Genomic DNA, 24,611 nt, shown 5'->3' with positions numbered 1-24,611 from the left:
GCGGAGGTCCTCAGACGAGAGACGGGCCCGGGCGGCCCGCTTTGACGCCGCGCGCGGTGCGCAACGCGGCGTGCCCATGAAAACGATTGTCGCAGGTGCAGGCGGCGCGTGGTGTGAGGGTGCGCCGCCGCCGGCTCTCGATCAGGCGAGGCGGAGACTTAGGCGCCCTTGGCGAGCGGGAACTCGATCGTCACTTCGAGGCCGGGGCCTGGCAGCCGGTTGCGCAGGCGCAGCGCGCCGCGATAGCGGCCCACGAGGCGCTGCACGATGGCCATGCCAAGTCCGGTGCCATTCGCCTGCGTACGCGCCGTGTCTACGCGGTAAAACGGGCGCGTCACGAGCGGGAGCTGATCCTCGGGAATGCCCGGGCCTTCGTCGACCACCGAGAGCTCGACGCGCGAATGAGAGACGCGCGTTTCGAGCATGATGTGCGGAATGCCGTCGGTTTCGCTCGCGCCGTACTTGCGGGCGTTCTCGATCAGGTTGCCCACGACGCGGCGCATGTCGGTGTCGTCGGCTTCGATCATGGCCGAAGGCGCGAGCCGCGTGATGAGACGCACGCCATCTTCGCTCGCCATGCGCCCGGCCATCTCGCCGGCGATGACCGAGAGGTCGACGCGCTCGGGCATGCGCTGGGCGGGCCGTGCGTAATCGAGGAAGCGGCCGATGATCATGTCCATCTGCTCGATGTCGTCGATCATCGCGTCCTTGGTGGCCTGGTCGGACGGACTCATCTCCGTCTCGAGCCGCAGGCGCGCGAGCGGCGTGCGCAGATCGTGCGAGATGCCCGCGAGCATCAGCGCGCGGTCGGCCTCCAGCTGCTCGAGGTCCCGCACCATCTGGTTGAACGAGCGATTCGTTTCGGCCGCGACGCCCATGCCGCTCTCGGGCAAGGGCGCGGGCGGCTGCCCCGAGCCCAGCATGCGCGCCGACATGGCGAGACGCGCGAATGGCCGGTTCACGAGACTCGTGATGAAGGCCGCCCCGAAGAGCGATAGCGCAAGCGCAGAGACACCCCATCCGACCCACTGCAGGCCTGTGACGTTGTCGAGCTGGTCGCGGTCGAGCGCGACCCAGTAGTCGTCGTCGTCGATCTTGAAGCTGATCCACACGCCCGGAATGTCGTTCACGGACTGCGCGATCACGGTGTCGTCGCCAAGACGCCCGCGGATGTCGTGCTCGATCAGGCGATTGAGCGACTCGTCGGGCTGGAGCTTGTATTTGTCGGTGGTTTCGCGCGGGTACACGCGCACGCCCTCGTTGCTCTCGAGATCCTGCAGCAACGCGCGGCGCAAATCGGGATCGGAGTAGAGGAGCGCCGTGCGCGTGAGCTTCACGATCGCGACGAGCTGGAGCGCCACGCGCTGCGCGCGCGGCTCCCGCTCGATCACGCGAAAGCTCTGGAACCACGCGGCGAGACTCACTGCGATGAGAAGGGCGATCAGCAGGAAGGTGCGCCAGAACAGATCGCCGAACGCGAGCGTGAGCAAACGCCGGTCAATCCGCATGGACCCTTCCCGTTTCAACAGAGGCAGTGCAGACAACGAGACTCCATCCAGGATCACGCGGCGCCGTCGGGAATGAACACGTAGCCGAGGCCCCAAACCGTTTGAATGAAACGCGGGCTGCCCGGATCGGGTTCGATGAGCTTGCGCAGGCGCGAGATCTGCACGTCGAGGCTGCGGTCGAACACTTCGTATTCACGGCCGCGCGCGAGCTCCATGAGCTTTTCGCGGGAGAGCGGTTGGCGCGGATGACGCGCGAACACCTTGAGCACCGAGAATTCGCCCGTGGTGAGCGGGATTTCCTGGCCGGCCTTGGTGAGCGTACGCGTGGCGAGATTCAACGCGAATTCGCCGAACTCGAACACTTCGGTGGTTTCCGAGGGCGCGCCCGGCAGTTCGGACGGCGCCTGACGGCGCAGCACCGCGTGAATGCGCGCGACGAGTTCGCGCGGGTTGAAGGGCTTGGGCAAATAGTCGTCGGCACCCATTTCGAGGCCGACGATGCGGTCCACGTCCTCGCCCTTGGCGGTGAGCATGATGATGGGCGTGCGGTCGTTGCTACCGCGCAGACGCCGGCAGATCGACAGCCCGTCTTCGCCTGGCAGCATGAGGTCGAGCACCAGCAGGTCGAAACGCTCGCGCACCCACAGCTTGTTCATGGCGGGGGCGTTTTCGGCCACATAGACATTGAAGCCCTGCTCGCCGAGGTAGCGGCGCAGGAGGTCCCGCAGTCGGGGATCGTCATCGACAACGAGAATTTTGGACGGGTTTTTGGTTTCCATGCCTGGCATCTTAGCGCGATTGGATACTGATGCGAGTTTGCACCAATTATCAGGTTACAGTCAGTTACAAAATTTACCCGTGCTGTGCCACGACGGCAAGCACTGACAGATAGACTTCTTTACGTAAAGCGGCTGTTCGGTAGATACTTCATTCGACTTTAAAATTCATGCCCGCGCCGAGCCGGGTTCGTACATGTATTCGAGGTAGCCGTTTGCCGCGTCAAGAAGGGAACAAAACGATGGGAGGGGTCAGGCCGACAATGCGCCACACCATGCTTGCACTGGCGCTTGCCGGTGGCGTGGTGGCTGCACTGGAGTCGGTGCCGGCCCGGGCCCAGCCCTCCGCAGACCGCTACGAGAACCCGCCGTCCTCCGCTCGCTCGCCGGGCGGCAAACCGTCCATGCGGCGCGTACGCAGCGACACGATCCCGCGCCCCGCATCGGACATCAACCAGCGTCCCGCAGTTCCCTCCGATCTCGATCAGCGTCGCCGCGACGGCCATATGACGCCCGAAGAGCGGCGTCTCTTGCGCCAGCATATCGAAGACGCCGTGCGCGAACTGTACAAGCGCTGATACCGCTGCGGCGCGCGTAAATGCCGCGCTGCTGCGATTACGCGGCGATAACGGTTACGCGATTTTTTCTTCGCACATCGCTCACGCCTTTCTCGTGCCTTTCATGATTTTATCGGCATCGAAGCGCGCATGCGTGCACTCGCGCCGCCGAAACGCGCTGAAAAATACCGTAGCAATTGCACAGTCAACATCCGTTTCGCCACAGCCGTTAAGCCGGTACATTCATTGACTGCGCCGGCGGTTTCGTCGTGCGCCCATTCATTATGAGCGACTCCAGACGGTCGAGGCCAAACGCGCAGTCCGCCGCCCACGCATCGGCGCCCGACGACGGCGCGGATGCGCTGCTCGACGCCGACGACGCCCGCCATCTTCTCGTACGCACGGGCTTCGCGCCGCGCGAAAGCGAAGTCGCGCCTTATGTGGGGCTCACGCGAGAGCAGGCTGTCGCGCGGCTCATCGGCGGCGCGCGCGGCGAGGCGCTCACGCCGCCGCCCGCATGGGCCGCCGAAGTGCCGCCGAGCCGGGCACAGCGCAGCGCGTGGACCGCCGAAGAACGCCAGCAAGCGCAGCGCCAGCGCGGTGCACGCTATGACGAATTGCGCGCGTGGTGGCTGCGCGAGATGCTCGTCACGCCTTCGCCGCTGACCGAGCGTATGACGCTCTTCTGGCACAACCACTTCACCTCGGGGCAGGACAAAGTCGGCGAGCCGCAGTTGATGGCCGCGCAAAACGCGTTGTTGCGGCGCGATGCGCTGGGCAGTTTCGCGAGCATGCTGCACGCGGTCGCGAAGGACCCCGCGATGCTGCTTTACCTCGACGGCGCGAGCAATCGTAAAGGCAGGCCCAACGAGAATTTCGCGCGCGAAGTGATGGAACTGTTCACGCTGGGCGAAGGGCAGTACTCGCAGCGCGACGTTGCCGAAGCGGCGCGTGCCTATACGGGTTGGAGTCTCGATCCCGACACCCAGGCGTTCGTCTGGCGCGCCGACTTGCACGACGACGGCGAAAAGACCGTGCTTGGACGCAGCGGTGCGTTCGATGGCGACCAGGTGCTCGACATCCTGCTCGCGCAGCCGCAAACTGCGCGGTATGTGTCGGCCAGGCTGTGGCGCGAGTTCATCTCCGCCACGCCGGACGATGCGCAGCTCGCAAGCGTCGCCGATCGTTTTCGCGCAAGTGGTTATGAAATCAGCGCCGCGCTTCGCGCGCTCTTCGTCGCTCCCGCGTTCTGGGATGAACGCAATCGGGGTGTGCTCGTGAGTTCGCCGGTAGAGTTCATCGTCGGCACGATGCGGCGCTTCGACGTCGCTTATGGCGATACGCTGCCGTTCGCGCGCCGCTCGGCCGCGTTAGGCGAGAACCTGTTCTATCCGCCGAACGTGAAGGGGTGGCCCGGCGGGGCGTCGTGGATCAATAGCTCGACGCTGCTCGCGCGCAAGCAGTTCGTCGAGCAGCTGTTTCGTGCGACGGAAGCAGGGCGGCCGCATGCTTCCGTCGCAGCGACGAAGATCGCGGCAAGCATGCCGCAAAACGTGCAGAACGCGCCGAACGCGATGCGGAGTGACGCTTTGCAAGGCGGCATGCGCTTCGATCTGGACGGCTGGCTCTCGCGCTTCGGTCTCGCCGCCGATGCCACGCCCGGCCTTTCCGCGCAGTTGCAAATGCAGCATGCAGTTCTACCGCTTGCACCCGTCGATGCGATTGCGGTTGGCAGCCGTTCGGGTTCATATCTCCAGGCACTGCTGATGGATCCGGTGTATCAGTTGAAGTGAAGCATGGCTATGAGTAGCCGAATCCCTGGCGGCAATGTGCGCCGCCGCACTGACGAGCGAGGCAAGCCATGAAGCGACGCGACTTTCTTGCAGCCGGTGCGACGGCGGCCGCCGCGATGGCGGGTTCTGCGCTATGGGTGCCTCGCGCTGCGCGCGCGCAAGGCTCGGCGCCCATGCGCCCGGGCACGGGGAGCGGCTACGAGAACCTGCTGATTCTCGTCGAGCTAAAGGGCGGCAACGACGGCCTCAACACCGTCGTGCCATTTGCCGATCCGCTTTACTACAGCTACCGGCAAACGATTGGCGTGCCGCGTGCACAGGCGATACAACTGGACGAGCGCACGGCGCTCCATCCGGCGCTCGCGCCGCTCATGCCGATGTGGCGCGCGCACGAGCTCGCGATCGTGCAGGGCGTGAGCTACGCGCAGCCAAATCTCTCGCACTTTCGATCGATCGAGATCTGGGACACGGCTTCGCGCTCGAATGAATATCTGCGAGAGGGCTGGCTCACGCGCACGTTCGCACGCGAGCCGGTGCCGCCCGGATTCGCCGCCGATGCGCTCGTGCTCGGCAGCGCCGAGATGGGGCCGCTCTCGAACGGCGCGCGCGCCATCGCGCTCGTGAATCCGGCTCAGTTCGCGCGCGCTTCGCGCCTCGTCACGCCGGTATCGCTCAAGGAACGCAACCCCGCGCTCGCGCATATCCTCGACGTTGAGAACGACATCGTGCATGCCGCCGACGCGCTGCGGCCGCGCCCGGGCAATTACGCGCTGAAGACTGCGTTTCCGGCAGGTGCGTTCGGTACCTCGATTAAAACGGCCATGCAGGCGCTCGCATCGAGCGACACGCCGCAAGGCGCGCCGGTGGCGGGGCGTGGCGTCGCGGTGATTCGTCTGACGCTGAACGGCTTCGATACGCACCAGAACCAGCCGCAGCGTCACGCCGACTTGCTGCGCCAGTTCGCCTCGGGCATGGCGGCGATGCGCTCGGCGCTCGTGGAACTCGGGCGTTGGGACCGCACGCTCATCGTGACCTATGCGGAATTCGGGCGGCGCGTGCGCGAGAATCAAAGCCGCGGCACCGATCACGGTACGGCTTCGGCGCACTTCGTCGTGGGCGGGCGAGTGGCGGGCGGGCTCTATGGTCAGGCGCCGCAACTCACGCGGCTCGACGGCAACGGCAATCTGCCGGTGGGTGTCGATTTCAGGCAGATCTATGCGACCGTGCTAGGCCCGTGGTGGGGCCTCGACGCGCAGGCCGTGCTGCAGCAGCGCTTCGACCCGCTGCCTTTGCTGCGCGCGTAGCGCGGGCGCGAAGTTCAACAACGACGCGCGGCGCGCCAGGCGATCCACAGCTTGCGCACTGGCGTGAGAACGATCTGCTGATGCAGCACCTGGTAGCCTTCGCGCTCGACTTCGTCGAGCAGCGCGAGTTCGAGTGCCGCGAGCGCACGCAGGGTGCGCTGGTCGCGCCGCGCCGAAGCCGGAATCGCGTCGAGCGCGGTATGTACCGCTTCGCGCGCGCGCGAGGTCTGGAACTGCATCAGCTCCGTGAATTCCGCGCTGTAGCGCCGGTTGATGAGATCGGCGGCGGTGACGTTGTAGCGCTGCAATTCGTCGATGGGCACGTAGATGCGGCCATGGCGCGCGTCGTTGCCGATTTCCGGCACGAACTGCGCGAACATCAGCGCGTTGCCGAGCGGTGCGGCCCAGCGTCCAGCGTCCTGCCGGTCCTCGTCGGTGCGCGCGCTGAGTTGCGCGACGAGCGAGGCGAACGTGCCGCCCACGCCCTGCATATAGCGGCGCAGGTTCGGCAGATCGAGATAACGCGCCTGCTCGAAGTCCATCTCGAAGCCTGCGAGCAGCGCTTGCAGATCGGGATAGACGGCGCTTGCATCGCCGAGATGCTCGGCGAGCGCCTGGGTGACCGGATGCGCGGGTTTGCCCGCGGCGAGCGCGGCCAGTTCCTTTTGCCACCAGGCGAGCTTCGTGCGGCCGACGGTGGGATCGCTCGTTTCTTTCGCGGTTTCCTCGAGTTCGCGGCGCAGCGCGAAGAGGGCGGTCAAGAGCGGCTGGCGCGCAGCGCGGGCCTGACGCAGCGCATAGTAAGTGCTCGAACCAGGGGGGGCCGCCTTTTGCAGGCAGTAGTCGTCGAAGTTCACGGCGTTCGGAGATGTGGGGCGAAGCGGCTCGTGCGGCGGCCAGAGCGCGCCGCGACGGTAGAGCCGCGATTCTAGCATCGGCGCGGCTTTCGGCCGGCCCGGCAAAGCGGACCGGCGCGCTGGTCGATGCACGGGTTGATGCGCTGTCATGTCCCGTCGCGCACCGTTTTCAGGGTGCAGACAAGCGCCAGTCAATCGGTTAGAATCTCGCGCTTGCGCTTTCTGACGCTTAGCTAGAAGCGCGCAGCCGGCACATAATGAAGCATCGCTGCCGGCGGGCGTAGTCAGAAAGCAGGCTGGATTGCGGGCGAGGTGGACAATACTACGCCCGGCGTCTCACGAGGACTCGATCAGTCGGCATGTCGCACAGGGTTGTATCGCACGCGTTATTCGCAGCGGTCCTGCCGGGCGCAAGATGAGAAGCGCAAAGAATTCGCGTGAGTGGCGAAATTGGTAGACGCACCAGGTTTAGGTCCTGACGCCCGCAAGGGTGTGCCGGTTCGAGTCCGGCCTCACGCACCATCGTAAAAAGGCCATGTACCGTCAGGTACGTGGCCTTTTTGTTTGTGCGCGGTTTGCGCGGGGCAATCGCGATGGCGGCTCGATCCTGGCCGCCATCTGTTTAGCTTATTGCCTCTGCTCGTTCGTACTGCCTTACAGTTCGGTCTGCATGGCTACGATCACCTTGTCGAGCGCGCGCGCGAGTGTGTCGCGCTCCTTGTCGTCGAGGCTCGCGAAGAGGTCGACATTCCACTTGCGCGCGATGGGCATGACCTTGCGATACAGCGCGCGTCCGTCGGTTGTGAGCGAAACGAGCACGAGGCGTCCGTCTTCCTCGCTCGTGTCGCGCTGCATGAGGCCGCGGCGCATCAGCGCCTCGGCTGCACGGCTTGCCTGGCTCTTGTCGAGATTCGCGTGACGCGCAAGCTCCATCACGGAAAACGGGCCGAACGCCCCCACAGCTGCAATGAGCCGAGCCTCCGGAAGTGTGATGCCGAGCTTCGCCTGGTAGCGTTCGCTCGCACCACGTTCGGAGAGTTTGTTCAGGACATGCAGCCGATAGGTGAGGAATTGTTCGAGTCCGGCTTTGCTTGCCTTCATGGGAGTCCTGGTCTGGTCGCTTGGGAAGGGCGCGATCGTGTCGCGATTTCATGATTGTTGCCCCATCTTGCGCGCGGGTCAACGCATCCTAACCCTTGTCCAGCGCGTCCTGTGCGGTGCACGAATCTATTAATCGCTTACTGCGGAATGCGTGGCGCGCCGAGGTCATGAGTCTGGCCGCGATCTCGCCGCCCGGATTCTGGCAACGAGGTGGGGGCGGCGGCCCCCGGCCGGTCTGCCCGCATGTTAGATGGATGTACGCGCAGCGTATTTGAGGCGGGCGAGCTGCTCCGCTTCGTTGGCGAGCAGCCGTGCGGCGTCGCGAATCGCGGTTTCGAGCGTGATGGGGCCCGGTGCGGGCGAGAAGCAGCCGCTGAAATGCTCGGCGAGCCGCGGCAGGGCGGCTGCGTCCACGGCGCCCGAGAGCAGCGTGGCCGGCACCCCCACGGCCGCGGCGTGGCGGCAGGCGATGAACGGCGCCTTGCCGTGCAGCGTTTGTACGTCGGAGCGGCCTTCGCCGGTGATGAGCCAGTCAGCGCGATCGAGCGCTTCGTCCAGACCGATGGTGCGCGCAACGACTTCGGCGCCGGGCTCGAAGCTCGCGCCGAGCATGCGCAGCGCGAAGCCGAGGCCGCCGGCCGCGCCGGAACCTGCTTCGTCGCGCACGCGACGGCCCAGCGCCGTTTCGAGCAGATCGGCAAAACGGCCGAGCGCCGCGTCGATCGGCGCGACCTGCTCGGGCGTCACGCCTTTTTGCGGGCCGAACACGGCGGTTGCGCCATGCTCGCCCGTGAGCGGATTGTCCACGTCCGACATGCCGACGAACGATGCCTCGCGAAGTCGCGCGTCGAGCCCGGAAGCCTCCACGCGCGCTACTTGCGCGAGCGCTTGCGGCGTGGGCTCGAGGGGCTTGCCGGCGGCGTCGAAGAGTTGCAGGCCGAGGCCCGCGAGCAAGCCCGCGCCGGCGTCGTTGGTGCTGCTGCCACCGAGCGCCACGTAAAAGCGCCGCACGCCTTCGTCGAGCAGCGCGCGGATCGCTTCGCCCATACCGCGCGTGCTGCGCGCGTCCACCGGCACGCCCATGCCCACCGGGTCCGTGATGCCGACGATCTCGGCCGTTTCGACGATCGCGCTGCCGTCGTGCAGCAGGCCCACTGCGGCGTCGCGCTTCGGGCCCGCTGCGCCTTCGACGGTGAGGACGCGGCGTTCTCCGCCCATCGACAGCATCGCGTCGAGCGTGCCTTCGCCGCCGTCGGCCATGGGGCGAATGCGGATGTCGGCGTCGGCGCGCACGCGGCGGATGCCCTCGGCGATCGCGGCGGCGACCCCGTCCGCGCTGAGCGAGCCTTTGAAAGAGTCAGGAGCAATGACGATAACGGGAGCGTCAGTCGACGAATTCGGCATGGTGTCTCTGCTGGAAGAATTGTGTTGGGAGCGGCTGCGGCCGGCGGGGCGTCCGGCGCGAGCGTAAGCTTAACAGCCTCGCCGCGTGCGCTGGATAACGCCGTTGCGATAGCGCGCATTGGGGCACATTTCAGGCTCGTAGCGGCTCAAAAGCAGACCAAACCCCCGTCAAAAGCAGGCTCTTAGCACACTCAAACGGCAATTCCACTGGGACCGGGAAATAGTTTGCTAAAATACTTGGCTCTCTTGACGGAACCGCACCGCAAGCCGCCCGTTTCGGCGCTGTTGAGCGGCGCACCAGGCGCCTGCGTTCAGCTCCAAAGCGGGTTGCTGGACCCTATCGGACCCAAGCGGACCGCGGTTCGCAAAGACCACAGATTACTGATTCGCTCGAACAATTTTAGGACGATTGAAGCCATGGCTAACGTTGTTGAAAACCTCGGCAAGCTCGAACGCCGTGTGACGATTTCCCTGCCGAAGGACGCCGTGCAGAAAGAAATCGATTCGCGCATTCGTAAACTCGCGAAGAACGTGCGCATGCCGGGTTTCCGCCCGGGCAAGGTGCCGCTCAAGATGGTCACGCAGCAGTATTCGGGCCAGGTCGAAGCCGAAGTGCTGAGCGACAAGGTCGGCAAGGAATTCTTCGACATCAGCCGCGCCGAGAACCTGCGCGTTGCCGGCCAGCCGAGCTTCGCACCGAAGTCGGAAGCCGCTGAAGGCGATTACGCGTTCGACGCGACCTTCGAGATCTACCCGGAAGTGAAGCTCGGCGACGTCGCAACGGCCGAAATCGAGCGTACGACCACGACCATCACCGAAGCTGAAATCGACCGTACGCTCGACATCCTGCGCAAGCAGCGTGTGCACTTCCACGCTCGCGGGGAAGCCGGCGAGCACGGTGACGGCGGCGCCGACACCGCAGCGAAGGAAGGCGACCGCGTGACGGTCGACTTCGTCGGCAAGATCGATGACGTCGCGTTCCAGGGCGGCACCGCGGAAGGCTTTGCGTTCGTGCTGGGCGAAGGCCGCATGCTGCCGGAATTCGAAAAGGCGGCAATCGGCCTGAAGAAGGGCGAGTCGCGCGAATTCGACCTCGCGTTCCCCGAGGACTATCACGGCAAGGACGTCGCCGGCAAGACGGCGAAGTTCACGATCACGATGCAGCAGATCGAGTGGCCGCACCTGCCGGAAATCGACGCTGAATTCGCCAAGTCGCTCGGCATCGCCGACGGCGACCTCGTGAAGATGCGCGCCGAAATCAAGGACAATCTCGAACGCGAAGCGAAGCGCCGCACCCAGTCCATCGTCAAGAACCAGGTGATGGACGCGCTCCTCAAGATTTCCGAACTCGAGGTGCCGAACGCGCTCGTCGAGCAGGATCAGGAGCGCCTCGTCGAAATGGCGCGCGCCGACCTCGCGCAGCGTGGCGTGCCCAACGCCAAGGACGCGCCGATCCCGGCCGAAATGTTCAAGGAACAAGCCGAGCGTCGCGTGAAGCTCGGCCTCGTGCTCGCCGAACTCGTGAAGGCCAACAGCCTCGAGGCGAAGCCGGAGCAGATCCGTGCTGAAGTCGACGAATTCGCGAAAAGCTATGAGGACCCGAAGGAGGTCGTGCGCTGGTATTATTCCAACCAGCAGCGTCTGGCCGAAATGGAAGCCTATGTCGTCGAATCGAACGTCGTCGACTTCGTGCTCGGCAAGGCCAAGGTGACGGACAAGCAAGTTAGCTTCGAAGAACTGGCAAGCGCGACGGCGCAGGCTTAAAACTGCCCGCTACGGCGTGCCGGCTGTCGGAGCGACCGACGGCCAGCACGCCGTTTTTGTATCCGCAGGTTTTAGCCATGCTGACCGTGTGGTTGATTTAACCGGGGTCCGTCGCCATACCGGTATATAGAAGAACTTTTCCAGACAAGGATGCACTGCATGACCATTCGCGCTCAATCGCTGGATACGTTGACCTCCCACTCGTCGCGGGACTTCGACCCGCAGGCGCTCGGCCTCGTGCCGATCGTCGTCGAAACGAGCGGCCGCGGCGAACGTTCCTACGACATCTACTCGCGCCTGCTCAAGGAGCGCGTGGTGTTCCTGGTCGGCGAAGTGAACGACCAGACGGCGAACCTCGTGGTCGCCCAGCTGCTGTTCCTCGAAAGCGAAAACCCGGACAAGGACATCAGCCTGTACATCAACAGCCCGGGCGGCTCGGTGTCGGCCGGTATGGCGATTTACGACACGATGCAGTTCATCAAGCCGGACGTTTCGACCCTTTGCATGGGCCTCGCGGCCAGCATGGGCGCGTTCCTGCTGGCGTCGGGCGCCAAGGGCAAGCGTTTCGCGCTGCCGAACTCGCGCGTGATGATTCACCAGCCGCTTGGCGGCGCGCGCGGCCAGGCTTCGGACATCGAAATCCAGGCTCGCGAAATCCTGTACCTGAAGGAGCGCCTGAACCAGTTGCTCGCGCACCATACGGGTCAGCCGGTCGAGCGCATTGCGCGCGACACGGATCGCGACAATTTCATGTCGGGCGACGACGCTCAGGCGTACGGTCTCGTCGACCAGGTCCTGCACAAGCGTCCTTAAGCTGCGCGAGCGGTTTTGCGCGTCCGACCCTGCGAAGGGCGGCGCGCAAGCCGTGACAAAAAAGCGATGTAAAGGATCAGCTCGGCCCCCGTACAAAAGGGGATAGCCGACGCCGCGCAGACCTTGTGAAATAATCGGCAAACGCGCTTCGCGGCCCGCGGCCCCCAACGCCGTCACAGCAAGCGGTTCACGCACCCTCCGGCCTCGCCGGGGGAAACGGCGTATCATGTAACAGAGTGTCCGGAGGCTCATTTATCCATGGCGGACAAGAAAGGTTCTAACAGCGAGAAGCTGTTGTATTGCTCGTTCTGCGGCAAGAGCCAGCATGAGGTGAAAAAGCTCATCGCTGGTCCGTCGGTATTCATCTGCGATGAATGCATCGACTTGTGCAACGAGATCATTCGCGACGAAGCCGCCGGTGCGGGCGTCGACGCGGCGCTGTCGCGCTCGGACCTGCCGAGCCCGCAGGAGATCCGCGACATCCTCGACCAGTACGTAATCGGGCAGGAGCGCGCGAAGAAGATTCTCGCAGTGGCGGTGTACAACCACTACAAGCGTCTGAAGCACCTCGACAAGAAAGACGACGTCGAACTCTCCAAGAGCAACATTCTGCTGATCGGGCCCACGGGCTCGGGCAAGACGCTGCTCGCGCAGACGCTCGCGCGCCTTCTGAACGTGCCGTTCGTGATCGCCGACGCCACCACGCTGACCGAAGCCGGTTACGTGGGCGAAGACGTCGAGAACATCATTCAGAAGCTGCTGCAGAACTGCAATTACGAGGTCGACAAGGCCCAGCGCGGCATCGTCTATATCGACGAAATCGACAAGATCAGCCGCAAGTCCGATAACCCGTCGATCACGCGGGATGTTTCCGGCGAGGGCGTGCAGCAGGCGCTGCTCAAGCTCGTCGAGGGCACGATGGCTTCGGTGCCGCCGCAGGGTGGCCGCAAGCATCCGAACCAGGATTTCATCCAGGTCGACACGACCAATATCCTGTTCATTTGCGGCGGCGCGTTCGACGGTCTGGAAAAGGTCATCACCGATCGTACGGAAAAGACCGGCATTGGCTTCGGTGCGAGCGTGAAGAGCAAGCAGGAGCGCGACACAGGCGAAGTGCTGCGCGAAACGGAACCGGAAGACCTGATCAAGTTCGGCCTGATTCCCGAACTGATCGGCCGCCTGCCCGTGGTCGCCACGCTCGGCAAGCTCGACGAAGTCGCGCTCATGAAGATTCTGGTCGAGCCGAAGAATGCGCTCGTCAAGCAGTATCACAAGCTCTTCAACATGGAGCGCGTGGAGCTGGAAATTCGCCCGGCCGCGCTGCAGGCCGTCGCCCGCAAGGCGATCCGCCGCAAGACCGGGGCCCGTGGCCTGCGCTCGATCCTGGAACAGGCGTTGCTCGACGTGATGTACGAGCTGCCGGCCATGAAGGGCGTGAGCAAGGTCATCATCGACGACAATGTGATCGACGGCGACGGCAAACCGCTGTTGATCTACGAAGACGCTCCGAAGGTTGCAGGGTCGAACTGATGGTGGTGATCGGCTAAAGAGTTCCGGAAAAGGGCCGTTCATACAATGGGATGAACGGCTTTTTCGTTTATCTTGTGGTCGATGGCGCACTATTTTGGAGTCACTGAACTTTTCCCACACGCACGAGGCTTGCAATCGGTATCTCAGGCCTCAATTACCGAACAATTGATTCCACTCATGGGGAAATGAAATGTCAGGAACCCAACTCCTCCCGCCGGAACGCACCACGCTCCCGCTGCTGCCGCTGCGAGACGTCGTAGTCTTCCCGCATATGGTGATTCCCCTTTTCGTGGGCCGACCGAAATCGATCAAGGCCCTCGAAGCGGCTATGGAAGGCGGCAAGCACATCATGCTCGTCGCGCAGAAAACCGCCGCGAAGGATGAGCCGACCGAAAAAGACATGTATGAAGTAGGGTGTGTCGCCAACATCCTGCAAATGCTCAAGCTGCCCGACGGCACCGTGAAGGTGCTCGTGGAAGGCCTGCAGCGCGCGAAGACGCTTTCCATCGAAGAGCAGGAAACGCAGTTCTCGTGCGAAGTGATGCCGCTCGAACCGGACCACGCCGACAGCGCAGAAACCGAAGCGCTGCGCCGCGCGATCGTCTCGCAGTTCGACCAGTACGTGAAGCTCAACAAGAAGATCCCGCCGGAGATCCTGACGTCGCTGTCGGGGATCGACGAGGCCGGTCGTCTTGCTGACACCATCGCCGCGCATCTGCCGCTCAAGCTCGACCAGAAGCAGCACATCCTCGAGATGTTCCCGGTCGTGGAGCGTCTGGAGCACTTGCTCGCGCAACTCGAAGCCGAAATCGACATTCTCCAGGTAGAGAAGCGCATTCGCGGCCGCGTGAAGCGCCAGATGGAAAAGAGCCAGCGCGAGTACTACCTGAACGAGCAGGTCAAGGCAATCCAGAAGGAACTGGGCGAAGGCGAAGAGGGTGCGGATCTCGAAGAACTCGAGAAGCGCATCACGGCTGCGCGCATGCCGAAGGAAGCCAAGAAGAAGGCCGACGCCGAGCTCAAGAAGCTCAAGCTGATGTCGCCGATGTCGGCGGAAGCCACTGTCGTGCGCAACTACATCGACACGCTGATCGGCCTGCCGTGGCGAAAGAAGAGCAAGGTCAACAACGACCTCTCGAACGCCGAAGCCGTGCTCGACGAAGACCACTTCGGTCTCGAGAAGGTAAAGGAACGCATTCTCGAGTATCTCGCGGTGCAACAGCGCGTGGACAAGGTCAAGGCGCCGATCCTGTGCCTGGTCGGGCCTCCGGGCGTCGGCAAGACCTCGCTCGGGCAGTCGATTGCGCGCGCAACGAACCGCAAGTTCGTGCGTATGGCGCTGGGCGGTGTGCGTGACGAAGCCGAGATCCGCGGTCACCGTCGAACGTACATCGGTTCGATGCCGGGCAAGATCCTGCAGAGCCTCACCAAGGTCGGCGTGCGCAATCCGCTCTTCCTGCTCGACGAAGTCGACAAGATGGGCATGGATTTCCGCGGCGACCCGTCGTCGGCGCTGCTCGAAGTGCTCGATCCGGAACAGAACCACACGTTCGCCGACCACTACATCGAAGTTGATTTCGACCTCTCCGATGTGATGTTCGTCGCCACGTCGAACTCGCTGAACATCCCGCCGCCGCTGCTCGACCGGATGGAAGTCATCCGTCTGTCGGGTTACACGGAAGACGAGAAGGTCAGCATCGCCCAGCGTTATCTCCTGCCGAAGCAGAAGAAGAACAACGGGCTGAAGCCGGGCGAGATCGAGGTGACCGAAGGCGCGATCCGCGACATCATTCGCTACTACACGCGTGAAGCGGGCGTGCGTTCGCTCGAGCGCGAAGTATCGAAGATCTGCCGCAAGGTCGTGAAGATGCTGCTGCTGAAGAAGGCCGACAAGGCCGTCACGGTGGACAGCGCCAACCTCGACACTTTCCTCGGCGTGCGCAAGTACGACTTCGGTCTGGCCGCGAAGGAAAACCAGATCGGTCAGGTCACTGGCCTTGCATGGACGGAAGTCGGCGGCGATCTGCTGACGATCGAAGCGGCGGTCATGCCCGGCAAGGGCAACGTGATCCGCACGGGTTCGCTCGGCGACGTCATGAAGGAATCGGTCGAAGCGGCACGCTCGGTGGTGCGATCGCGTTCGCGTCGTCTTGGTATCAAGGACGAAGCGTTCGAGAAGCAGGACATCCACATCCACGTGCCGGAAGGCGCGACGCCGAAGGACGGTCCGTCCGCAGGCGGTGCGATGACGACGGCGCTCGTGTCCGTGCTCACCGGTATTCCGGTGCGTGCTGACGTTGCGATGACGGGCGAGATCACGCTGCGCGGCGAAGTGCTGCCGATCGGCGGCCTGAAGGAGAAGCTGCTCGCAGCGCATCGTGGCGGCATCAAGCTCGTGCTGATCCCGGAAGAGAACGTCAAGGATCTCACCGAGATTCCGGACAACGTGAAGAACTCGATCGAAATCGTGCCGGTCCGCTGGATCGACAAGGTGCTCGAACTCGCGCTCGAACGTGTGCCGCAGCCGCTGCCGGAAGAAGAGGTGAAGGCCGAGGATGCCAAGGCGCCCGTGGCCGAATCGAAGGATGCCGGCGCAACGGAAGTCGTCAAGCACTAAGCCTTCAGTACGCCTTCAACAAGCCGCGCTCATACGCGGCGCGTTGGACCCAAAAAGCCCGCGGGATGCTCCCGCGGGCTTTTTTATTTGCGTCACAATCCTTGACGCTGTGATGACAACCAGCGGTCTTTTCTGCGTTTTCCCACATGTTCGATACTCCTTCGAATAATCCCTCGAATCCCGCGCCAAATCAGGCTCAACCCCGCTTGACACGGCCCTTTCGGCCCCGTTAAATGAGCGGTCCCCGCGCTATGGCGGGGACGTCTATCCAATAAGTTGAACTTCTTTCTTACGTTTACCCAAACACATTCTCGGGGGCTGGAATGAATAAAACGGAACTGATTGACCATATCGCGCAACAAGCCGACATTTCGAAGGCGGCTGCGGGACGCGCACTCGACGCCGTGATCGGCGGCGTCAAAGGGACGCTCAAGAAGGGCGGCTCGGTTACGCTCGTCGGCTTTGGCACGTTCGCCGTCGGCAAGCGTACGGCGCGTACGGGCCGCAATCCGCGTACTGGCGACGCGATCAAAATCAAGGCGGCAAAGGTGCCCAAATTTAGGCCTGGTAAAGCGCTGAAGGATGCGCTAAACTAGCGGGCTCGCTACCCGATGGGGAGCGCAGCAGAAGTCGCAGCGCAGGAAAGCATGAAGCTGGGTGCTTAGCTCAGTTGGTAGAGCGGCGCCCTTACAAGGCGTAGGTCGGGAGTTCGAGCCTCTCAGCACCCACCACAGCTTCAGTTCCGGTACGTAGCGCAACCCGCACGGAGCGGTAGTTCAGTTGGTTAGAATACCGGCCTGTCACGCCGGGGGTCGCGGGTTCGAGTCCCGTCCGCTCCGCCAAGGATATCTCGACAAGAAGGCGAACTCCGGTTCGCCTTTTTTGTTGGCCGCTGTTGTAATATCGGGCGTTCCATTTTTTGGCGCCCTCAACGTCTGGTCACGCATGCTCGACTTTTTCCGCAATCACAAACGCCTGATGATGTTCATGCTGCTCCTGGTCGTCCTGCCAGGGTTGGGCTTCGTCGGTATTCAAGGTTTCCGCGGCTTCTTCGATGAAAGCGCGAACGTCGCGAGCGTCAACGGGCACAAAATCACGCGTGTCGAATACGACAACGCCGCGCGCCAGCAGCTCGACCAGGCCCGCCAGGTCCTCGGCGCGCAATTCGACGCGAGCATGTTCGACACGCCCCAGCACCGCAAGGACATCCTCGACGGTCTGATCCAGCAGCGCGTGCTCGTGGACGAAACGCAGCGCCTGCACCTCACCGCCTCGGACGACGCCGTGCGCCGCGCGCTGCTCTCCGACCCGGTGATCTCGTCGCTCAAGAATCCTGACGGCTCGATTAATCTCGACCAGTACAAGCAATTGCTCGCCATGCAGGGCATGACGCCCGAGCAGTACGACGAGCGCGTTCGCTATAGCCTCGCCATGCAGCAACTGCCGGCGTCGATCATCAGCAGCGCGTTCACGCCGAAGGCGCTCGCGCAGCAGCTCACGGGCCTCTCGGAGCAGCAGCGCGACGTCCAGGGCCTCGCGTTCCACGCGAGTGACTATGCGCCCAAGGTTCAGCCGACCGACGCGCAACTGCAGGCGTACTACGACGCGAACAAGAACGCTTTCGCCACGCCGGCCACGGCACAGATCCAGTATCTCGTGCTCTCGGCGGCTACGGTTGCCGCCGGCGTGCAGCCGAGCGACGCCGATCTCAAGAAGTACTACGACGACAACATCGCGCACTACCGTACGCAGGAAGAAGTGCGCGCGAGCCACATCCTGATCACGGTGCCGAAGGACGCGAGCGCCGACGTGCGCAATGCCGCGAAGCAAAAGGCCGAATCGATCCTCGCCGAAGTGAAGGCGCATCCGGATCAGTTCGCGCAGATCGCGCAGAAGGAATCGCAGGACCCGGGTTCGGCCTCGAAGGGCGGCGACCTCGGCTACTTCGGCCCCGGCATGATCGCGGGCGGCCAGGCGTTCGACGCCGCGGTCTTCAAGCTCAAGAAGGACGAAATCAGCGACGTAATCCAGTCGGACTTCGGCTATCACATCGTCAAGGTCACGGACTTGAAGCCGGCGGTTACGAAGCCGTTCGACGACGTGAAGGCGCAGATCACGAACGACGTGAAGGCGCAGCAAGCCGCGAAGCTGCTTGCCGACGCGAGCGATGGCTTCACGTCGGTGGTCTACGAGCAGGCCAAGAGCCTGCAGCCAGCCGCGGACAAGTACAAGCTGACGATCCAGACGGCCACGGTCACGCCGAAGCCGAATGCAACGCTGCCGCCGGATAGCCCGCTGAACAACCAGAAGTTCCTCGACGCTGTATTCGCGAGCGACTCGGTGAACCAGCACAACAACACCCAGGCGATCGATGTTGGCAACAGCACGCTGATCTCGGCTCACGTGACGAACTACCAGCCGGCCGCCGTGCCCGCGTTCGCCGCGGTCAAGGATGCCGTGCGCCAGAAGGTGGTCGCGCAGCAGGCCGCCGACATGGCGCGCAAGGACGGCGAGGCCCAACTCGCGGAACTGCAGAAGTCGAAGTCGACCGATGGTTTCTCGTCGGCGCTCAAGGTGTCGCGCAACGACGCCCAGGGCCTGCCGCCCAGCGCGCTCTCCGCCGTTTTCAAGGCCGATTCGCAGAAGCTGCCTGCTTACGTGGGCGTGGACCTTGGCAAGGACGGCTATGCGATTTATCGCGTGAATAGCGTGACCAACGGTCCGGCCGCAGAGGGCCCGCGTCTGGCCGCCGCGCAGCAGCAGCTTGCTCAGGTGGACGGCCAGTCGCAGGTGCAGGCGTACCTCGACGCGCTGCGCGAGCGCTCGAAGGTGAAGCTCTACGGTTCGCTCGGTTCGGCCAGCCAGTCGGGCGACGGCGACGGCAGTCAGTAAGCACGACCCGCGTATCTGCCCGCCGGCGTCCGGAGCCGGCACAAAAAAGCCCCGCGAAACAATGCGGGGCTTTTGCGTTCTGACGAGCGGAAATCAGAGGCAGGCGCTGATGTCGCTGGTGGCGTCTCCACCCGCGCCGCCGCCGGAGCGGAAGCCGACCCACGTCTTCGCGCTGGCGCTCCACGCCGGGCGCACCGTTGCCGCTGCGCCGTTAGGCGGCTGCTGGCCAGGGACGTAGACGTCGACAGCCTGGCCGTTGGCGAGCACGGACTGCGAGACGACTTGCTGCTGCGACTTGTCGGCCCACTTTTGCGCGATGCATTGCGCAACGGTCGCAGGCGGTTGTTGGCTCGTGCCGACGGACTGCGCTCCGCTCGGCATTGGCTGATTGGCGCAGGCAGCAAGGGCTGCCGTAACGACAATGAGAGGTAAATATTTCATGCTTCTTCCTCCAGTCAGGGTCGGTCGGATTCAGGCAGCGAAGCCTCTCGGGCTTGCGTGTCTGACGCAAAAAGGGGCCAATGGCGAGACGCGGTTGCCCGCGCCACGCTGCCTGAGAAGCTCGAGCGGCCTGCACGCACTAAGGGCGGGGCCCTGAGAAAAGGCGCCCGTTGATGACGCCCGCCCGGTTGCCCAGCTGCTGCGTCAGCGCCGCACGCCACTGCCGAGCAGCGGCTTGAGCGTTGGCCACACGTTATCGAGCAGCAAGGGCTGTGCCTGCTGGGTGGGATGGATCTGATCGGCCTGGAAGAGTTCGGGCTTGTCGGCAAGACCGGCGAGCAGAAAGGGCACGAGCGGCACGTTCAGTTCCTTCGCAAGCCGTTCGTAGATGGCGTGGAAGTCACGCGTGTAGTCGGGCCCGTAGTTGGGCGGCACGTACATGCCGATGAGTACGGGTTTCGCGCCGCCCTGGCGAATCTGCGCGACGATGGCGCGCAGATTGCTATCCGTCGTCGTGAGCGGCACACCGCGCAGTGCGTCGTTTGCGCCCAGTTCGACGATCACGATCGCGGGCGTGATGCGCTGCATGACGAGCGGCAGGCGCGTGAGTCCGCCGCTGGTCGTGTCCCCGCTGATGCTCGCATTCGCAACGTTATAATCGATCCGCTCGCTAGCGAGCCGCTGGCGCAGCAGGGCCACCCAGCCAGTATCGCGCGGCAGGCCGTATTCGGCGGAAAGGCTGTCGCCGAGCACGACGATGTTCGGTTTTGCCGTGGCGGCGGGGTTCGTCGCCGCGTTGGCCGTGGAGACGGGCGTGGCCGCGAGAGCGGTGCCGGCGGCGCCGCATAAGGTGCCGAGCAAGGCCGCGGCGGTTAAGGTGGCGATGGAGGCAAACGCGCTGAAGCGGGACCGAGCGCGGGAAAGGGCGGCGCGCCACGGGGCGCGCTTCGGGTTCACGGCTAACCTGTGCGTCATCATGTGCGAATGAATAGCGATCCAGTCATCGAAGTACGGGGTTTGAGCAAGCGGGTTACCGACGCTACCGGCGAGCTAACGATCCTTGACGGCATCGACCTCACCGTGCAGGCGGGCGGGAGCGTGGCGATCGTCGGCGCTTCCGGTTCCGGCAAGTCGACGCTGCTCGGCCTGCTGGCAGGCCTGGACAGCGCGAGCGCGGGTTCAGTGCGCCTGCTAGGCCTGGAGCTTACCGGTATGGCCGAAGACCAGCGCGCGGCGCTGCGCAACGGCTCGGTGGGTTTCGTGTTCCAGTCGTTCCAACTGATGCCGCATCTCACCGCTTTGGAGAATGTCGCGCTGCCGCTCGAATTGCAGGGCGGCATGTCGACGCGTGACGCCTTCACTCGCGCGCGTACGCTGCTCGAGCGCGTGGGTCTTGCCGAGCGCACGGGCCACTACCCGAAGCTGCTTTCGGGCGGCGAGCAGCAGCGCGTGGCGCTCGCCCGCGCGTTCGTGACGCACCCCGCCGTGCTGTTCGCCGACGAGCCCACCGGTAGCCTCGATGCCGCCACCGGCCACGCCGTCATCGACTTGATGTTTGAACTCAATCGCGCCAACGGGGCGACGCTCGTGCTCGTCACCCACGACGTCGATCTTGCGCAGCGTTGCGACGCCATCATCACGATCGAAGCGGGGCGCCGCGTGGCCAACGCGCCGCATGGCGTGGCGGCCTCGCGTAACGCGAGCAATATCGAAGCCGGGCGGTAGCGCCTAACCGATGAACGGCGTACGCAGTGCATACGCACGCCGGTTCTCCGCGGGCTAACGCTTGAGCGCCGCACGGGCGCGCGCGATCAGCGCGGCTGTGGACGAATCATGCGGCTTCACATTGGCGCTTGCCGCGTTCAAGTCGGCTTCGACCACCTTGCCGAGGATCTTGCCGAGCTCCACGCCCCACTGATCGAACGGATTGATGTCCCACACGGAAGCCTGCACGAGCACCTTGTGCTCATACAGCGCGATGATCGCGCCGAGCGAGCGCGCGGTAAGCGCGTCGACGAGCAGCGTGGTGGTCGGCCGGTTGCCGGGGAACATGATGTGCGGCACGAGTTCGGGCTTGTCCGGGCCCGCGATCTTGCGCGCTTCTTCTTCGGTGCGGCCAAGCATCAGCGCCTCGCTCTGCGCAAAGCAGTTCGCGAGCAGCTTCGGTTGATGGTCGGCAAGCGGATGCTCGGGCGTGAGCACGGCGATGAAGTCGATCGGCACGATCGTCGTGCCCTGGTGCAGCATCTGGAAGAACGCGTGCTGGCCGTTCGTGCCGGGCTCGCCCCAGGTGATCGCCGAGGTCGCGTAATCGACGAACTTGCCGTCGAGGCGCGCCGACTTGCCGTTGCTCTCCATTTCGAGCTGCTGGAGATACGAAGGCAGGAAGTGCAACGCTTCGGAGTAGGGCGCAACGAGATAGCTCTGCGAGCCGAAGAAGTTGCGATACCAGACGCCGATCATGCCGAGCAGCACGGGCAGGTTTTTCTCCAGCGGCGCTTCGCGGAAGTGCGTGTCCATGTCGTGCGCGCCGGCGAGCAATTCGTCGAACTGCTGCGGCCCGATGGCGATCATGATCGAGAGGCCAACGGCCGACCACAGCGAATAACGCCCGCCGACCCAGTCCCACATCTCGAACACGTTTTCTTTGGCGATGCCGAACTTCACGACTTCGGCCGGATTCGCGGAGACACCCACGAAGTGCTTCGCGAGTTCGCCTTCCGGACAGCCGTGCTTGACGAACCAGTCGCGCATGGATAGCGCGTTGGTCATGGTTTCGAGCGTCGTGAAAGTCTTCGAAACGATGATCGCCAGCGTCTCTTCCGGATCGATGTTTTCGATCGTGCGCCACAGGTCCGCGCCGTCGACATTCGAGACGAAGTGCGAGGTGATCTCGGGCAGTTCGAGATGCTTGAGCGCGTGCACGACCATTTTCGGCCCGAGGTCCGAGCCGCCGATGCCGATATTCACGACATGGCGGATACGCTTGCCCGTGTAGCCCGTCCATGCGCCGCTGCGCACGGCGTCGGCGAACTTCGCCATCTTCGCGCGCTCGGCGAGGATCTGGGCGTGGAACGGCGCGTCGGCTTCGGTGGCGCGCAAGGCGGTGTGCAGCGCCGCGCGGCCTTCAGTCGGGTTGACGACTTCGCCCTTGAACATCGCATCGCGGCGCGCTTCCACGCCGGCCTCGCGAGCGAGCTGCACGAGCAGCTTGAGCGTGGCGTCGGTGATGCGGTTCTTCGACAAGTCGGCGCCGAGACCGGCACCTGCGAACGTGAAACGTTCGGCGCGCGTCGGCGCAGGGTCGTTGGCGGGGGCGAACCAGTCGCGCAGCTTTTCGTCGCGGATCTGTTCGTAATGCGTCTGTAGCGCGGACCAGGCGGGGAGCGGATTCGTCATGTTCGTCTAGCGAGGGATCACGAATGGAGGGCGGCAGTTGCGGTTCGCCGGTCAGGCCGAACGCGCGCTTCGCGCGCCGCGGGGAAGCACGGGCCGCCTCCGGTGGAAGGCGGCGTGCGGAGAATCAGTATAGCGGCCTCGCGCGACACTGCGCAGCGTTGTGACGCCTGCGGCTGTGCCAGGCGCGGGAGGTGGGGCAAACGTCATTGTGAAGCAAGCCGCGTGCCGCGCGAGCGGACGTGCGACGGGGCGCTTCAGGCCGCATAAGGCGGCGCGTAAAAGAGCCGGTTCATGAGCCTGCGCACCGCTGGCGCGAGTTCGCCCGCCGTGAGGCCCGAGGGGCCGTCGCCTTGAGCGCACAGCGTGTCGGCGGCGAGGCCGTGCAGATAGACGCCCGCGAGCGCCGCCTCGTAGGGCGGCACTCGCTGGACCAGCAGCGCGCCGATCATGCCGCCGAGCACGTCGCCGGTCCCGCCCGTGGCGAGGCCCGCATTTCCGGTGGGATTGACGGCGACGCGGCCGTCGGGCGCCGCGACCACGGTGCCGCTGCCTTTGAGCACGGCAACAGCCGCATAGCGGGCGGCAAGTGTTCGCGCTGCGGCGAGGCGGTCGCGCTGCACCGCGGCGGTGTCGCAGCCGAGGAGGCGCGCCGCTTCGAGCGGATGCGGCGTGAGCACGCAAGGCACGCCGCGCGCGGCGGCCGACTGCGCGACGTGTGCCGCGAGCGCCTCGTCGCGCGCGACGAGATTGAGGGCATCGGCATCGAGGAGCACGGGGGCGTGAAGGCGCAGGATGGCGTCCACGAGCTGGCGTGCCGACGCGCTACCGCCCATGCCGCAACCCGCCGCGACGGCGTCCATCGCGCCGAGCGCGAGTTTGGCCGCCGCGTGCAGCATGAGCTCGGGGTGCGGGGCGTCGTAGGCCGGCGCGTCGCTGCCGAGAAAGCCCACGTGAACCTTGCCCGCGCCGGTGAGGAGCGCCGCGCGCGCTGCGAGAATCGGCGCGCCGCACATGCCGGTGTCGCCGCCCACGACAGCGAGCGTGCCGAACGTGCCCTTGTGGGTGGCGAAGTCGCGTGCGGGCAGGGCGGCGGCGAAGAGCGCGGGCGTGATCAGGCGTGCGGCGCCCGCCGTGCCTTCGGTGTCGATGCCGATTGGCGCGACCGCGACGGCGCCAGCGTAGTCGCGCCCGACGCCCGTGTACAGGCCGGGCTTGGCGGCGATGAAGGTCGCGGTGTGTGTCGCGCGCACGGCGAGGCCGCCGCCGACCACGTTGCCGGTGTCGCTGTCGAGGCCGCTCGGCACGTCGAGCGCGAGCACGTGGCCATGGCTGCGCGCGCGTGCCGAGAGTTTTTCGGCGAGTTCGGCGAATACGCCTTCGAGCCCGCGCGCGAGACCAATGCCGAACATCCCGTCGACTAGCCAGCCGTAAGCGTCGAACGATGCGGGCGCCGACGCGGCGATCGGCACGCCCGCCGCGCGCGCCTCGGCGAGCGCCCAGCGCGCGTCGGCGGGCTTGACCTCGACGGGCATGCAGACTTCCACTGCGACGCCCGCGCGATGCAGCTCGGTGGCGACGACGAGGGCGTCGCCGCCGTTGTTGCCTGGCCCGGCGGCGAACCAGACCGGTTTGTCGCTCGCGGACGAGGGCGCATGCGCGAGCTGCTCGCTCAGGAAGTGCGCGGCGGCGGCGCCTGCGCGCGCCATGAGCGTGTGAGGAGGCAGAATGGACTGCGCGGCGACTTCGGCCTCGCGCAGCTGTTCGACGGCAAGAAGCGGGACCGCACGATCGTGCGGATTGACGAGCGCCGGTTGCCCGACGCCAGAGGTGTATTGAGCGTGCGTCATGACGATGC

General features: G+C 64.7%; 18 protein-coding genes, 3 tRNA genes and 1 pseudogene. 13 read left to right on the top strand and 9 right to left on the bottom strand.

Annotated elements, in window-relative coordinates:
* Nucleotides 1–158 precede the first annotated feature (158 nt).
* Entirely contained in the window at nucleotides 159–1,508 is a 1,350-nt protein-coding gene (locus M3I54_RS18895) for an ATP-binding protein (protein WP_254338524.1), read from the bottom strand.
* Between the two features lie 53 nt (nucleotides 1,509–1,561).
* Nucleotides 1,562–2,296 carry a two-component system response regulator OmpR gene (ompR, locus tag M3I54_RS18890; protein WP_027814652.1) on the bottom strand — a complete coding sequence of 245 codons (735 nt, stop codon included), beginning with the start codon at nucleotides 2,294–2,296 and terminating at the stop codon, nucleotides 1,562–1,564.
* A 263-nt stretch (nucleotides 2,297–2,559) separates the two neighbouring features.
* Here ompR and M3I54_RS18885 point away from each other — a divergent pair, with 263 nt between their 5' ends.
* From M3I54_RS18885 to M3I54_RS18875, 3 genes are all read left to right on the top strand, one after another.
* Nucleotides 2,560–2,862 (top strand): hypothetical protein, encoded by a 303-nt coding sequence (locus M3I54_RS18885; RefSeq protein WP_254338522.1) that lies wholly within the window; start codon nucleotides 2,560–2,562, stop codon nucleotides 2,860–2,862.
* Nucleotides 2,863–3,125: 263 nt separating this feature from the next.
* On the top strand, nucleotides 3,126–4,634 hold the full coding sequence (locus M3I54_RS18880) for a DUF1800 family protein (protein ID WP_254338585.1): 1,509 nt from the start codon (nucleotides 3,126–3,128) through the stop codon (nucleotides 4,632–4,634).
* Nucleotides 4,635–4,702: 68 nt separating this feature from the next.
* Nucleotides 4,703–5,938, top strand: a complete 1,236-nt coding sequence (locus M3I54_RS18875; RefSeq protein ID WP_254338520.1) for a DUF1501 domain-containing protein — start codon at nucleotides 4,703–4,705, stop codon at nucleotides 5,936–5,938.
* Nucleotides 5,939–5,952: 14 nt separating this feature from the next.
* On the opposite strand, the gene M3I54_RS18870 is transcribed toward M3I54_RS18875, so the two are convergent.
* Nucleotides 5,953–6,795, bottom strand: a complete 843-nt coding sequence (locus M3I54_RS18870) for a squalene/phytoene synthase family protein (protein ID WP_254338583.1) — start codon at nucleotides 6,793–6,795, stop codon at nucleotides 5,953–5,955.
* Nucleotides 6,796–7,230: 435 nt separating this feature from the next.
* On the opposite strand from M3I54_RS18870, the gene M3I54_RS18865 reads away from it, so the two are divergent.
* Nucleotides 7,231–7,317 (top strand) — tRNA-Leu (locus tag M3I54_RS18865).
* A gap of 132 nt (nucleotides 7,318–7,449) precedes the next feature.
* On the opposite strand, the gene M3I54_RS18860 is transcribed toward M3I54_RS18865, so the two are convergent.
* Nucleotides 7,450–7,896, bottom strand: coding sequence for a MarR family winged helix-turn-helix transcriptional regulator (locus M3I54_RS18860; RefSeq protein ID WP_254338518.1), 447 nt, complete (start codon nucleotides 7,894–7,896; stop codon nucleotides 7,450–7,452).
* Between the two features lie 246 nt (nucleotides 7,897–8,142).
* The gene (locus M3I54_RS18855; protein WP_254338516.1) at nucleotides 8,143–9,300 is read right to left on the bottom strand and encodes a glycerate kinase; all 1,158 of its coding nucleotides are present in this window, start codon (nucleotides 9,298–9,300) and stop codon (nucleotides 8,143–8,145) included.
* A 417-nt stretch (nucleotides 9,301–9,717) separates the two neighbouring features.
* On the opposite strand from M3I54_RS18855, the gene tig reads away from it, so the two are divergent.
* The 8 genes and pseudogenes from tig (at nucleotide 9,718) to M3I54_RS18815 (ending at nucleotide 18,916) form a co-directional block, all read left to right on the top strand.
* Complete coding sequence (gene tig / locus M3I54_RS18850) at nucleotides 9,718–11,064, top strand: trigger factor (protein WP_254338514.1); 1,347 nt, start codon at nucleotides 9,718–9,720, stop codon at nucleotides 11,062–11,064.
* A gap of 159 nt (nucleotides 11,065–11,223) precedes the next feature.
* A complete protein-coding gene (clpP, locus tag M3I54_RS18845; RefSeq protein ID WP_028206978.1) occupies nucleotides 11,224–11,877 on the top strand; it encodes an ATP-dependent Clp endopeptidase proteolytic subunit ClpP in 654 nt (217 codons plus the stop codon).
* A gap of 258 nt (nucleotides 11,878–12,135) precedes the next feature.
* Nucleotides 12,136–13,407 carry an ATP-dependent Clp protease ATP-binding subunit ClpX gene (clpX, locus tag M3I54_RS18840; protein ID WP_254338512.1) on the top strand — a complete coding sequence of 424 codons (1,272 nt, stop codon included), beginning with the start codon at nucleotides 12,136–12,138 and terminating at the stop codon, nucleotides 13,405–13,407.
* A 190-nt stretch (nucleotides 13,408–13,597) separates the two neighbouring features.
* Nucleotides 13,598–16,024 (top strand): endopeptidase La, encoded by a 2,427-nt coding sequence (lon, locus tag M3I54_RS18835; protein ID WP_069268095.1) that lies wholly within the window; start codon nucleotides 13,598–13,600, stop codon nucleotides 16,022–16,024.
* Between the two features lie 305 nt (nucleotides 16,025–16,329).
* Nucleotides 16,330–16,620, top strand: a pseudogene (locus M3I54_RS18830) (HU family DNA-binding protein); the annotation flags it as partial.
* A gap of 59 nt (nucleotides 16,621–16,679) precedes the next feature.
* A tRNA-Val gene (locus M3I54_RS18825) sits at nucleotides 16,680–16,755 on the top strand.
* 34 nt (nucleotides 16,756–16,789) lie between these two features.
* Nucleotides 16,790–16,866 (top strand) — tRNA-Asp (locus M3I54_RS18820).
* A 103-nt stretch (nucleotides 16,867–16,969) separates the two neighbouring features.
* A complete protein-coding gene (locus M3I54_RS18815; protein WP_254338511.1) occupies nucleotides 16,970–18,916 on the top strand; it encodes a SurA N-terminal domain-containing protein in 1,947 nt (648 codons plus the stop codon).
* Between the two features lie 93 nt (nucleotides 18,917–19,009).
* Here M3I54_RS18815 and M3I54_RS18810 read toward each other — a convergent pair whose 3' ends face one another.
* Both M3I54_RS18810 and M3I54_RS18805 read right to left on the bottom strand, forming a co-directional pair.
* Nucleotides 19,010–19,357 carry a hypothetical protein gene (locus M3I54_RS18810; RefSeq protein WP_028206982.1) on the bottom strand — a complete coding sequence of 116 codons (348 nt, stop codon included), beginning with the start codon at nucleotides 19,355–19,357 and terminating at the stop codon, nucleotides 19,010–19,012.
* A 204-nt stretch (nucleotides 19,358–19,561) separates the two neighbouring features.
* On the bottom strand, nucleotides 19,562–20,242 hold the full coding sequence (locus M3I54_RS18805) for an arylesterase (protein ID WP_254338580.1): 681 nt from the start codon (nucleotides 20,240–20,242) through the stop codon (nucleotides 19,562–19,564).
* Between the two features lie 99 nt (nucleotides 20,243–20,341).
* On the opposite strand from M3I54_RS18805, the gene M3I54_RS18800 reads away from it, so the two are divergent.
* Nucleotides 20,342–21,082, top strand: a complete 741-nt coding sequence (locus M3I54_RS18800; protein WP_254338509.1) for an ABC transporter ATP-binding protein — start codon at nucleotides 20,342–20,344, stop codon at nucleotides 21,080–21,082.
* Nucleotides 21,083–21,136: 54 nt separating this feature from the next.
* On the opposite strand, the gene pgi is transcribed toward M3I54_RS18800, so the two are convergent.
* A complete protein-coding gene (pgi, locus tag M3I54_RS18795) occupies nucleotides 21,137–22,756 on the bottom strand; it encodes a glucose-6-phosphate isomerase (protein ID WP_254338507.1) in 1,620 nt (539 codons plus the stop codon).
* Nucleotides 22,757–23,010: 254 nt separating this feature from the next.
* Nucleotides 23,011–24,603 (bottom strand): NAD(P)H-hydrate dehydratase, encoded by a 1,593-nt coding sequence (locus M3I54_RS18790; RefSeq protein ID WP_254338505.1) that lies wholly within the window; start codon nucleotides 24,601–24,603, stop codon nucleotides 23,011–23,013.
* Nucleotides 24,604–24,611 lie beyond the last annotated feature (8 nt).

It is taken from the genome of Paraburkholderia sp. CNPSo 3274, from assembly GCF_024206475.1.
Taxonomy (GTDB): Bacteria; Pseudomonadota; Gammaproteobacteria; order Burkholderiales; family Burkholderiaceae; genus Paraburkholderia.
The sequence above is the reverse complement of the archived record's forward strand: the minus strand, read 5'-3'. Positions and strand labels throughout refer to the sequence as shown.